This is a genomic window from Aquabacterium sp. A7-Y (assembly GCF_026153205.1).
Taxonomy (GTDB): domain Bacteria; phylum Pseudomonadota; class Gammaproteobacteria; order Burkholderiales; family Burkholderiaceae_C; genus Caldimonas.
The window spans coordinates 165,197-177,645 of record NZ_JAPFBW010000007.1 but is presented as its reverse complement, the minus strand read 5'-3'; the positions used below and the strand labels follow the sequence as shown (position 1 = coordinate 177,645).

7 protein-coding genes are annotated in these 12,449 nt (G+C 68.3%); 1 reads left to right on the top strand and 6 read right to left on the bottom strand.

Features of this window, described 5'->3' with window-relative positions; translation table 11 throughout:
- Window positions 1-20: 20 nt before the first annotated feature.
- A complete protein-coding gene (locus tag OOT46_RS08300; protein ID WP_265403119.1) occupies window positions 21-440 on the top strand; it encodes a response regulator in 420 nt (139 codons plus the stop codon).
- Window positions 441-470: 30 nt separating this feature from the next.
- On the opposite strand, the gene OOT46_RS08295 is transcribed toward OOT46_RS08300, so the two are convergent.
- From OOT46_RS08295 to glgB, 6 genes are all read right to left on the bottom strand, one after another.
- A complete protein-coding gene (locus tag OOT46_RS08295) occupies window positions 471-1,646 on the bottom strand; it encodes an amylo-alpha-1,6-glucosidase (RefSeq protein WP_265403190.1) in 1,176 nt (391 codons plus the stop codon).
- Between the two features lie 306 nt (window positions 1,647-1,952).
- Window positions 1,953-4,145 carry a glycogen debranching protein GlgX gene (gene glgX / locus OOT46_RS08290; protein WP_265403118.1) on the bottom strand — a complete coding sequence of 731 codons (2,193 nt, stop codon included), beginning with the start codon at window positions 4,143-4,145 and terminating at the stop codon, window positions 1,953-1,955.
- A gap of 14 nt (window positions 4,146-4,159) precedes the next feature.
- Complete coding sequence (locus tag OOT46_RS08285; protein WP_265403117.1) at window positions 4,160-4,876, bottom strand: mechanosensitive ion channel family protein; 717 nt, start codon at window positions 4,874-4,876, stop codon at window positions 4,160-4,162.
- Window positions 4,877-4,926: 50 nt separating this feature from the next.
- Window positions 4,927-8,259 carry a maltose alpha-D-glucosyltransferase gene (treS, locus tag OOT46_RS08280; RefSeq protein ID WP_265403116.1) on the bottom strand — a complete coding sequence of 1,111 codons (3,333 nt, stop codon included), beginning with the start codon at window positions 8,257-8,259 and terminating at the stop codon, window positions 4,927-4,929.
- A 10-nt stretch (window positions 8,260-8,269) separates the two neighbouring features.
- The gene (locus OOT46_RS08275) at window positions 8,270-10,525 is read right to left on the bottom strand and encodes an alpha-1,4-glucan--maltose-1-phosphate maltosyltransferase (RefSeq protein WP_265403115.1); all 2,256 of its coding nucleotides are present in this window, start codon (window positions 10,523-10,525) and stop codon (window positions 8,270-8,272) included.
- Entirely contained in the window at window positions 10,518-12,398 is a 1,881-nt protein-coding gene (gene glgB / locus OOT46_RS08270) for a 1,4-alpha-glucan branching protein GlgB (protein WP_265403114.1), read from the bottom strand. The genes OOT46_RS08275 and glgB overlap by 8 nt, the downstream gene beginning before the upstream one ends.
- Window positions 12,399-12,449 lie beyond the last annotated feature (51 nt).

Below are 12,449 nucleotides of genomic sequence, written 5' to 3'. Positions count from 1 at the left end.
CCCCTGATGGAGGTTGATACGTGCGTATCCTGATCGTGGACGACGACGCCGACGCAGCCCGCGGCCTGGCCGACCTGCTGCTCTTTTATGGCCACCAGGCCCTGGTGGCCCACAGCGCGACCGAGGGGCTGCGGCTGGGCGAGGTGCTGCGCCCGGAGGTCGTGATCACCGACATCGGCATGCCGGGGGTGAGTGGCCTGGAAGCAGCCCGCCTGTTCCGGCAAACCGGCTGGGGCAGCCACGCCCGCCTGATTGCGCTGACCGGCTGGCCGGCGGCCCGGGCGCATGCGCGCATCCTGAAGGCGGGATTTTTTGCCCATCTGCGCAAGCCGGTCGAGATCGCCGAACTGCTGCTGGCCCTGCCGACGCAGGACACCGGCTGGGGCGTCCCGGCCGGCCAGGCGGCGGAGGCCCCGAACGCGTCCTGCGCCGGGGGCTGAAGGTCCGGCCGCCCCTCGGGCGGGCCGGCCTCACATCGCGAACCGGCCGGTCTCTATCGCCTGGCGGGCCATCAGGAAGGCTGCCGCGTTCCAGCTCTGTCCCGCCATGCCCATCGGCTCGAAACTCTGACCGTGGAACCACTCGGTGAAACGCCAGCCGTCCAGGCTGTTGGTCAGGGCGAGCTTGGCCAGCTCCTTGCGGGCGACCTCGTGCTGGCCCAGGCTTGCCAATGCCATGGCCCAGAAGCCGCCGATGAAGGGCCAGATGCCGCCGTTGTGGTACTGGTGCGGGTGGTTCTGCTTGTGGCGCGCCATGTAGAGGCGCCACAGCTCATCGCCAGGCGTGATCGGCCGCGTGACGGTGCGGATGGGGTAGGGATCGGAGACGCCGGCATTGACGAGGGTCTTGACGATGCCGTGCGCCATCGAATCGCCCGCCAGCCCGTACAGCACGGCCAGCACATTGCCGAAGACATCGCCCTCCTCGCCGGCGAAGGACAGGTTCACGAAACTCAGGTAGAGCCCGGGGTTGCGCTGCCCGCGGCGCGCGTAGTGGCCCAGCAGCCGGGTGCGCCGGTACTCGGGCAGCTCCTGCTGGAAGGGGTGGAAGACGTGGTTGAAGTGGTAGTGCGTCTCCTGCTGGTGGGGCAGGTCGAACAACTGCTTGACGCGGTACCAGAGCGCATTGGTGTAGAGCACGAAACCCGAGCGCGGCATGATGTCGGCCCAGTCGCTCGCCTCGTTCTGCTGCAGCAGGAAAAAGCGCTGGTGCTCCTGCGCCTGCAGCCACAACAGCGCCCGCTGCACCTCTGTCTCCCAGCGGCCTTCCAGCCCGGCCACTGCGCCATGCCGGCGGGTGTGATCCACCGCGATCAGCCACCAGAGCGTGGCGTCGATGCAGCCGAGGTACCAGAAGTCGGCGTCCTGCCCCTCGGGGTCGACGTATTTCGGGATCTGCCCGTTGGGGGCCTGCAGGCGGGCCAGCGAGTCCAGGCTGGCGACGGCGCCCTGCTCCAGCGCCTCGACGCCGCTGCCGGCCATCGCGAGCACGCAGATCGCCGCATCGCGGCCGAAGATGCGGGTGTAGCTGCGCGCCTCGGCCGCTGCGGTACGGCTGGCGGCAAGGATGCCCTGCGGTGTCAGGTTGTCCTGCAGCAGGCGCAGCGACTCGCGGCTGCAGCGCTCCACCAGGCCCGGCCCGGGCATCAGCAACTCGTGCCGCGGGGTGTTCGCGGCCGGCGCGACGACCTGCTCGGGAAGCTCGTCGTTCTCCTGCAGGTCGGGCAGCAGCTCGGGACAGCTGGGGTCGGCGTATTTCATCTCTTCACTCCGGCAGCCGGGCGGGCTGCAACTGGGGGTGACCGGCCGGGCTGCCTCGTGAAGTGCCCCGCCGGCTGACATTGAGGAGGAGTTTAGAGACGGGCTCGCGTGCGTATATCAGGCAAGTCCGTAGCTGCTCGAGCAACGTGAAACATTAGACGGCAGCTTGTCACGACCTTGTGAACTGTGTCGTCAGACGTCGTCGGCACCCCCCTCGGTCGGGGGGGCCGGCGGCAGCCCCTGTGCGAGCGAAGCGGAGCGCGTCAGCGCCGCCATGGAGCGGCCGCACAGCGCATAGGTCTTGCCCTGAGGATAGAGCGTCGGCGGCGGCTCGCCCGTTTCGTAGCGGGTGTCGAGCAGGGCCTGCCAAGACGCCCCGGGCAGCGGTGGCATGACAAAGTGCACGTCGTCGTGGTGGGCGTTGAACATCACCAGAAAGTCGTCGTCGCGGATCGGCTCGCCGCGCCCATCGACGTCGGGAATGCCGGCGCCGAAGATGCACATGCCGAAGCAGCGGGCCTCGGCGTCGCTCCAGTCGGCCTCGGTCATCTCGCGACCGTCGGGGGTCAGCCAGACCAGGTCCTTGAAATCGCCCTCGCGCGACTGGCCGACGAAAAAGCCGCGCCGCCGGAAGGTGCGGTGGCCCCGCCGCAACGCCACCACACGCTGCACGAAACCGAGCAGCGCCCGGCGTTCGGGCGTCTCCCGCCAGTCGATCCAGCTCAGCGCGTTGTCCTGGCAGTAGGCGTTGTTGTTGCCGTCCTGGCTGTGGCCGAACTCGTCGCCGGCCAGCAGCATCGGCACTCCCTGCGAGAGCAGCACGGTGGTCAGGAAGTTGCGCTTCTGCCGCTCGCGCAGCTGACGGATCCCGGCATCCTCGGTCGGGCCCTCGACGCCGCAGTTCCACGATCGGTTGTGGTCGGTGCCGTCGCGGTTGTCTTCGCCGTTGGCATGGTTGTGCTTGTTGTTGTAGGAGACCAGGTCGTGCAGCGTGAAGCCGTCGTGTGCGGTGACGAAGTTGATGCTGGCGTGGGGCCGCTTGCCGGCCGACTCGTAGAGGTCGCTGGAGCCGGTAACGCGGCGTGCCACCTCGCCGATCAAGCCGCGGTCGCCCTTCCAGTAGGCCCGCATGCCGTCACGGTAGCGGTCGTTCCACTCGGCCCAGCCGGCCGGGAAGCGCCCGACCTGGTAGCCGTCCTGGCCCAGGTCCCAGGGCTCGGCGACCAGCTTGACGCGGTTGAGCACCGGGTCCTGGCAGATCGCCGTGAAAAAGCCGCTCAGGTGTTCCACCTTGCCGCGGGCGCGCGCCAGCGCCGGCGCCAGGTCGAAGCGAAAGCCGTCGACGTGCATCTCCTCGACCCAGTAGCGCAGCGAGTCCATGACCAGCTGCAGCACACGCGGATGCACCAGGTTCAGCGTGTTGCCGCAGCCGGTGAAGTCGGCGTAGTAACGCCGGTCTTCCGGCACCGGCTTGTAGTAGGAGCCGTTGTCCAGGCCGCGGAAGGACAGCGTCGGCCCCAGGTGGTTGCCCTCGCAGCTGTGGTTGTAGACCACGTCGAGCAGGACCTCGATCCCGGCCGAGTGCAGGGCCTTGACCATGGTCTTGAACTCCTTGACCTTGCGCGAGGCGCTGTAGCGCATCTGCGGCGCGAAAAAGCCCAGGGTGTTGTAACCCCAGTAGTTGTGCAGCCCCTTCTCGGCCAGGCTGCGCTCGTCGATGAAGCTGTGCGTGGGCATCAGCTCGACGGTGGTGACGCCGAGCCGCTGCAGGTGGTCGATCACCGGCGCGCAGGCCATCGCCGCATAGGTGCCCTGCAGGCGCGGCGGCACCCGCGGGTGCGTCTTGGTGAAGCCGCGCACATGCAGCTCGTAGATCACCATGTCGGCCCAGGGCACCTCGGGGCGGCGGTCGTCGCCCCAGGTGAAGGCGGTCTCCAGCACCCGCGCTTTGGGCATGAAGGGCGCGCTGTCGCGTCGGTCCAGCGACAGGTCCTCCTTCTTGTGGCCGATGGTGTAGCCGTAGAGCGCGTCGCTCCAGCGCAGCTCGCCCACCAGGTCCTTGGCATAGGGATCGACCAGCAGCTTGTGCGGGTTGAAGCGGTGGCCGTCCTCGGGCCGGTAGGGCCCGTGTACCCGGAAGCCGTAGGCCAGGCCCGGGCGCGCCTCCGGCAGGTAGCAGTGCCAGATGTCGTCGCTGCGCTCGCGCAGCGGGATGCGCTGCAGCTCGCGGCGGCCGTCCGCATCGAACAGGCACAGCTCCACGCTCTCGGCGTGCTCGGAGAAGACCGCGAAGTTCACGCCCTCGCCGTCCCAGGTGGCGCCGAAGGGATAGGGTCGGCCGGGCCAGACGATGCCGATCCGCTCGTCGTGTCGAGTCGGGTTCATAAGGGGCGGCGTGTTCAGGGCGTGAGATCGTCGCCGTCGTCGGGGCGGCGCCCGGAGCGCGGCGCCCGGGTGCTGGGCCACCAGCGCTCCAGCTTGTCGGCGGCCCAGTCCTTGCCACCCAGGCCGAAGGCCAGCGCGACGGCCAGCACCACCCCGGCCAGGATGATGAGGAAGCTTTCACGCACGATGTCGCCGCCGATAGCCAGCTGGTCGAGCGCGATCAGCACGACGAAGGTGATGATCGCGTAGCGCGCCAGCGCGCCGAGCAGCTCGGCGTCCTTGAGGTCGATGTTGCGTGCGTAGGTGATCACGGTTTCACTGACGAAACGCGCGAAGTAGGTGCCGAAGGCCAGGATCACCAGCGCGACGATGACATGCGGCACGAACAGCACCACCCGGCCCAGCAGCTCGGTGATGTAGGTCAGCCCCAGGCCATTGAAGGCGATCACGAGCGCACCGAGGATCACCAGCCAGTACACCAGCAGCCCGATGATGCGCGAGGTGTCGGTCTGCACACCCCCCTGGCGCAGGAACCCGTCCATGCCGGCGCGCTCGGTCAGCACGTTGAAGTTGAGGGCCCGCAGCGTCTTCTCGATCGCGAAGCGGATCACCTTGGCGAGCAGCCAGCCGCCGATCAGCACCACCAGCGCAATCAGCAGCCGCGGCAGGAACACGCCGACCTGGGCGAGAAAAACCCGCACCGGATCGAGCAGGATGTCGACGCTTTCCATGTTGTCTCCCTAGCCGTGCACGGTACGCCGTCGCGTGCCTGCGATGTCGATCAGCCGGCCAGGCCGGCGATCCCGTGCAGCGGGATGGCGACCCAGTCGGGGCGGTTGCCGAGTTCGTAGCGCAGCTCGTAGAGCGCCTTCTCCAGCTCGAACAGGTCGAGCAGCCCCTGCACCGGCACCAGCGAGGGGTAGAGCCCGCCCATCGCCGCGGTCTCCGCGTAGGACTGCAGGAAGGCCAGTCGCACCTGCGCCTCCCAGGCGCGCGCAAAGGGCGCCAGCCGGCGGAACTGCTCGCTGTCCTCGGCGACCCGGCGCAGGCCTTCCCAGTGCGCATAGTTGAAGGACCGCAGCATGCCCGCCACGTCGCGCAGCGCCGACTGCTTGGCGCGGCGCTCCTCGAAGCTGCGCGCCGGCTCGCCTTCGAAGTCGATGATGACGAAGTCGTTTTTGGTCAGCAGCACCTGCCCCAGATGGAAGTCGCCGTGATAACGCGTCTTCAGCGCCTCGGGCAGGCGGGCCGTGGCGACGTCAATGCGCGCCAACACCTGCTCGCGCCGCGCCAGCAAGGCCTGGGCGTCGGCCTGGGCCGCCTGCGGCAGCTGCGCCATGCTGGCCTGCAGCAGCTTGAAGGTCGACTCGGTTTCCTCGATGGCCTGCAGGCGCAGCACCTGCAAGTCCTCGTCACGCAGCGGCTCGGGGTCGAAGGCGGGATCGCCGCTGCGCGTGGCCAGCGCGATGTGCAGCTCGGCGGTGCGTCGGCCCAGGGTGCGGATCAGTTCCACGTAGGCCCCGTGCACGTCCTCCGGCAGCTCTGCCGTTCCGGTGCGGCGCTCGTCCAGGAAACGCTCCAGGTAGGCGACGCTGTAGTCCCAGCCGTCGCCCTGGTTGGAGACGTAGGCCTGCACCAGCGCGAGCGTGCTCTGCACGCCGTTGGCGTCGACATACTCGAGCGCGCCGGCGACCGGCACGCAGTGCGCGTAGCGCACCACCTCGGTCAGGTAGCGGCCCATCTCCAACTCGGGGTTGATGCCCGGGCGCACGCGCCGATAGCCCTTGAGGAACAGCCGCTCGTCCAGCGTCACGACGGTGTTGCTGCTCTGCGCTCCCGGTCGGCCCACCGGCAGCTTGGAGACGTCGTCGCCGGCGATCTCCCGGAACGCCGAGGTCGGGCGGAACAGGAGCCGGCCGCGCTGAGTCGCCATGTCCCTGCCGGTGCCGATGGCGGTCACCACCGCGCGGCAGAACACCTCGTCGTTGAAAGCATCCGCCATCACGCCGACATTGGCCTGCTGCCGCACCTTGGCGACCATGGCCGGGATCAGCCCCGGCAGGCGGGCCTCGTCGCGATCCTCCCAGGCCAGCGCCAGCGGCATGAAGTAGCGCGAGCGTTCCGGCGGCCCTTCGAGTTCGAACAGCGGCAGCAGCCAGGTCAGCTCGCCTTCGCGCCAGAAGGCGTGGTCGCACAGCGCGGCACGCTTGACGCTCGCGTCCTTGCTCGCGTACCAGCGCTGGGTCTCGACAAAACGCGGCACCGCCTCGTTCTCGAACTGGGCCCGGGTCTTCTCGGCCATGCCGATACGCCAGGGCACCACCTGGTCCCGGAACAGGCTGTTCCAGCCGTCGAACAGCACCAGCACCGGCCGGTCCTCGGGCGCCATGCGCTCGTCGTGCCACTGCGGCACCTCGACGTCGGTGGCGAGGCGGAACCAGTAGAAGCCGTAGGCCGGCAGCGTCAGCAGGTAGGGCAGTTCGCCGATCGGCGGGAAGGTCACGCGGCCGAGCAGCTCCACCGGCACCCGGCCCTTGAAGCGCGCCAGGTCCAGCTCCACCGGCTGGGCGGTGCGGCTGAGATTGGCAACGCACAGGATCACGTCCTCGCCGTACTCGGTCAGATAGGCCAGGATCTTGCGGTTGCCGGGCTTGAGGAAGCTGCGCTTGCCGCGTCCGAAGGCCTTGCTGGTCTTGCGCACCGCGAGCATGCGGCGGGTCCAGTTGAGCAGCGAGCTCTGCGCGCGTGACTGGGCCTCGACATTGACCGACTGGTAGCCGTAGATCGGGTCCATGATGGGTGGCAGGTAGAGCCGCTGCGGATCGGCGCGCGAGAAGCCGGCGTTGCGGTCAGGGCTCCACTGCATCGGCGTGCGCACGCCGTTGCGGTCGCCGACGAAGACGTTGTCGCCCATGCCGATCTCGTCGCCGTAGTAGATGATGGGCGAGCCCGGCATCGACAGCAGCAGGCTGTTCATCAGCTTGACGCGGTCCGGATCGTTTTCCATCAGGGGCGCCAGCCGCCGCCGGATGCCGAGGTTGATGCGGGCGCGCGGGTCGGCGGCATAGGTGTTGTACATGTAGTCCCGCTCCTTGCTCGTCACCATCTCGAGCGTCAGCTCGTCGTGGTTGCGCAGGAAGATGGCCCACTGGCAGCCCTCCGGGATCTCCGGGGTCTGCTGCATGATCTCGATGATGGGGTAGCGGTCCTCCTGCGCGATGCTCATGTAGATGCGCGGCATCAGCGGGAAGTGGTAGCACATGTGGCACTCGTCGCCGTCGCCGAAGTACTCGCGCACGTCCTCGGGCCACTGGTTGGCCTCGGCCAGCAGGAAGCGGTTCTTGTAGCGCGAGTCGATCGCCGAACGCAGCTGCTTGATCACCGCGTGGGTCTCGGGCAGGTTCTCGTTGTTGGTGCCGTCGCGCTCGATCAGGTAGGGAATCGCGTCGAGCCGGAAGCCGTCCACTCCCATGTCGAGCCAGAAGCGCATGGTGCGGAACACCGCCTTCAGCACGTGCGGGTTGTCGAAGTTGAGGTCGGGCTGGTGGCTGAAGAAGCGGTGCCAGTAGTAGGCCTTGGCGACCGGGTCCCAGGTCCAGTTGGAGGTCTCGGTGTCGGTAAAGATGATGCGCGTGCCCTTGTACTTCTGGTCGTCGTCGCTCCAGACGTAGTAGTTGCGCTTGGTCGATCCCGGCGGCGCGCGGCGCGCGGCCTGGAACCAGGGGTGGGTGTCCGAGGTGTGGTTGATGACCAACTCGGTGATCACCTTGAGCCCGCGCCGGTGGGCCTCGCGCAGCATCACCCGGAAGTCGGTGCGATTGCCGTACATCGGGTGGATGTTGTGGTAGTCCGAGATGTCGTAGCCGTCGTCGCGCAGCGGCGAGGGGTAGAAGGGCATCAGCCAGACCGTGTTGACGCCCAGCTCCTTGATGTAGTCGAGCTTGGAGGTCAGCCCCTTGAGGTCGCCGATGCCGTCGTCGTTGGAGTCGTAGAACGCCTTGACGTTGACCTGGTAGATGACCGCGTCCTTGTACCAGAGCGCCTCGTCGAGGGCCGGGTTGGCGCTCAGTACGTGACCCGGTACGGCACTGCGGGTCGGCGCTGTGTTCATCATGGCGTGGACCTCATTCGAAGTAGTCGAAATCCTTTTCGCTGCGCAGGTGGCGGCGCACCCGGAACACGTGCGCCGGCGAGCGCCGCGGGTCCAGGATCACGAAGTTGCGCCCGCCCCGCCAGGTGAAGCGCTGCCCGCTCAGCAGGTCGTGCATCTGGTAGGGCCGGTCGGCCTCCACGCCCAGCTGCTCCAGGTCGATCTCGACCCAGCCCGACTGCGTATGGTGCGGGTCCAGGTTGACCACCGACAGCACCACGTTCTCGCCGTCGGGGCTGCGCTTGGCATAGGCGATCAGCTGGTCGTTGTCGACCGGGCAGAACAACAGGCTCCAGTCCGACTGCAGTGCGCGGTTCTCGTGCCGGATCGCATTGACCCGTGCGATGAAGCTGGACAGGCTGTCGGGCCGCTCCAGGTCCCAGTGGCGCAGCTGGTACTTCTCGGAATGCAGGTACTCCTCGCTGCCGTGCTCGCGCGGCAGGTGCTCCATGAGCTCGTAGGCGGGGCCGTAGATGCCGTAGTTGGCGCACAGGGTGCCGGCCAGCACCAGGCGGGCCATGAAGGTGGCGCGCTCGCCCGACTGCAGCGCCTCATGCAGGATGTCCGGGGTATTGGGCCAGACGTTGGGCCGGAAATACTCGCGGCCCGGCCCCTGGCTCAGCTCCGTGAAGTACTCGATCAGCTCCTGCTTGGTATTGCGCCAGGTGAAGTAGGTGTAGGACTGGGTAAAGCCCAGCTTGGCAAGCCGGTGCATGACCTTGGGCCGGGTGAAGGCCTCGGCCAGGAAGATCACCTCCGGGTGCTCGCGCTTGACCTCGGCGATGGCCCATTCCCAGAAGGCGAAGGCCTTGGTGTGCGGGTTGTCGACGCGGAAGATGGACACGCCCTCGCCCACCCAGTGGTCGATCACGCTCTTGAGCTCGTCCCACATGCCGGCCCAGTCTTCGCTCTCGAAGTTGAAGGGGTAGATGTCCTGGTACTTCTTGGGCGGGTTCTCGGCGTACTGCACGGTGCCGTCAGGGCGCCAGCGGAACCAGCTCGGGTGCTGCTCGACATAGGGGTGGTCGGGTGCGCACTGGTAGGCGATGTCCATCGCCAGCTCCATGCCCTGCTCGCGCGCGGCCGCCACCAGGCGGCGAAAGTCCTCCGGCGTGCCCAGCTCCGGCAGGATGTCCTTGTGGCCGCCCTCGGCGGCGCCGATGGCCCAGGGGCTGCCGACGTCGCCGGGCTGTGCTGCCAGGGCGTTGTTCTTGCCCTTGCGCTTCTCGCGACCGATCGGGTGGATGGGCGGGAAGTAGATGACATCGAAACCCAGCCGCGCGATATAGGGCAGACGCGCCTCCACGTCCCGGAAGGTGCCGTGGCGGCCGGGTTCCGGCGAGGCCGAGCGCGGGAACAGCTCGTACCAGCTGCTGAAGCGGGCCCGCTCGCGGTCGGCGACCACGCTCAGCTCGGGGCTCCAGGTGACGGCCAGGCTGCGGTCGGGGTAGCGCCGCGTCAGGGCCGCCAGGCCCTCGTCGAGCGCCTGCGCCTTGAGCGCCGCGGGATCGGTGTCGCTCGCCTGCCCCTGCTCGCGCAGCCGCACCGCCCAGGCCTGCAGCGCGCGGCGGTCGTCACCCTGGGCACGTGCCGCGGCTTCGTCGAGCAGGCCGGCACCGACCTGGGCGGCGATGCGGATGTCGGCGGGCTCGACACGGCGTTGCAACTCCTTGCGCCAGGACTCGAAGTGGTCGACCCAGGCGGTCACCGTGTAGAAGTAGCGGCCCATCGCCTCGAGCGGGAACTCGCCCAGCCACTCGTCGTTGTAGCGCAGCGTCATTTCCACTTCGTGGTGCGCGCTCTCGCCCTCCGACCGCCACAGCAGGAAAACGCGCAGTGCGTCGTGGCCATCGGTGAAGCAGTGCGCCTCGACCTGCATCGGCTCGCCGCAGACGCGCTTCACGGCAAAACGGCCACCGTCGACGTTGGGCAGCACTGCATCGATGACGGCGCGTGCCCGCCCAGCAGCCGGCTTGCCGGCGCCGGACACCGCGGGCTGCGAGGCCTGCGCCAGCGCCTTCGTATTGGCCCCGGGCAGGTCCACAGCCTGCGCCGCCGGGGGGCGGGCGCTGACAGCGGGCCTTTTCGCGGCCGGCGGCGCCGCCGCTTCGACCGGGGAGGCGGTCGGCGTCTTTTTCGCCGCTGCCGACCGCTTGGCCGCGGCCGTCTTCCTGACCGGCGGCTTCGCGGCGTCGGAGGCGGGGGCGGCGGGGTTGGACGTCTTAGGCATCGGCTTCGGGTTTCAGGATGAGGGTGGCCAGGGGCGGCAGCGTCAGGCTCAGGGCCTGCAGCTGGCCGTGCGAGGGCAGCGGGGCCGCCTCGACGCCGCCGAGGTTGCCCCAGCCGGAGCCGCCGTAGTCCTGCGCGTCGCTGTTGATGAGCTCGCTCCAACGGCCGGCCACCGGAACACCGAGCAGGTAATTGGTGCGGGGCAGCGGCGTGAGGTTGCAGACCACCAGCAGCGGCGCACCGCCGTCGGCCGGCTTGCGCAGGAAGGCGAACACGCTGTGCTCGGCGTCGTTGCCCTCGATCCATTCGAAGCCGGGGTGGGCGAAGTCGACCTCGTGCAGCGCCGGCTCACGCCGGTAAAGCGCGTTGAGGTCCTTCACGAAACGCTGCACACCTGCGTGGTGGCTGGTCTGCGTGACCCACCATTCGAGCTCGCCGTCATGGGTCCATTCGCGCCGCTGGCCGAACTCGCCGCCCATGAAAAGCAGCTTCTTGCCCGGGTGGGCCCACATGTAGCCGTACATCGCGCGCAGGTTGGCGAACTGCTGCCAGGTGTCGCCCGGCATCTTGTTCACCAGCGAGCCCTTGCCGTGCACCACCTCGTCGTGCGAGAGCGGCAGCACGAAGTTCTCGTTGAAGGCATAGACCATCGAGAAGGTCAGCTTGCCGTGGTGGTACTTGCGGTGGACCGGGTCTTCCTTCAGGTAGGCCAGGGTATCGTGCATCCAGCCCATGTTCCACTTCATGCCGAAGCCCAGGCCGCCGAGATAGGTCGGCCGTGAGACCATGGGCCAGGCGGTCGATTCCTCGGCGATGGTCACCACGTCCGGGTGGTCGCGGTAGACCGCCTCGTTCATGCGGCGCAGAAACTCGATCGCTTCCAGGTTCTCCTTGCCGCCGTGGCGATTGGGAATCCACTCGCCGTCCTTGCGCGCGTAGTCCAGGTAGAGCATGGAGGCCACCGCATCGACGCGCAGCCCGTCGAGGTGGTACTTGTCGAGCCAGAACAGCGCCGAGGAGGTCAGGAAGCTGCGCACCTCGTTGCGGCCGTAGTTGAAGATGCTGGAGTTCCACTCGGGGTGGAAACCCTGGCGGGGGTCGGCGTGCTCGTAGAGATAGGTGCCGTCGAAGCGCGCCAGTCCATGCGCGTCGGACGGGAAGTGCGAGGGCACCCAGTCGAGGATCACGCCAATGCCGCGGCCGTGCAGGTGGTCGACGAAGTACATGAAGTCCTGCGGCGTGCCGTAGCGCGCGGTGGGCGCGAAGTAGCCGGTGGTCTGGTAGCCCCAGGAGCCGTAGAAGGGGTGCTCGGTGACCGGCATCAGCTCGACGTGCGTGAAGCCCATCTCCAGCACGTAGTCGGCCAGCGCGTGCGCCAGCTCCCGCCACGGCAGGAACTCGCCGTCGCGGCGCCGCCAGGAGCCCGGGTGCACCTCGTAGATCGACATGGGGGCATCGAGGGCGTTCTTGCCGGCGCGTGTCGCCATCCATTCCTGGTCCTGCCACTCGTAGGCCAGGTCCCACAGCCGCGAGCCGGTGGCCGGCGGCAGCTCGGCATACCAGGCGAAGGGGTCGGCCTTGTCAAGCAGTTCGCCGCCGTGGCGTGAGCGGATGCGGTACTTGTAGGCGTGACCGCGCTGCGGTCCGCTGACCGAACCTTCCCAGATGCCGCTGCCATCCGGGCGCGGCTCCAGGCGATGGGCCTGGTCGTTCCAGCCGTTCCAGTCGCCGATGACGCTCACCGCTTCGGCGTTCGGAGCCCAGACCGCGAAACCGGCGCTCCGGCCGTCGTCGGCAAGGTGGGCCCCGAGGGCGTCGTAGAGGCGGCCGTGGGTTCCTTCCCGGAACAGGTAGATGTCGTGATCGCTCAGCACAGCCGACGTCGCTCCGTGGTTGTTCGTGGTTGTTGTCCTCGCCGCCGTCTC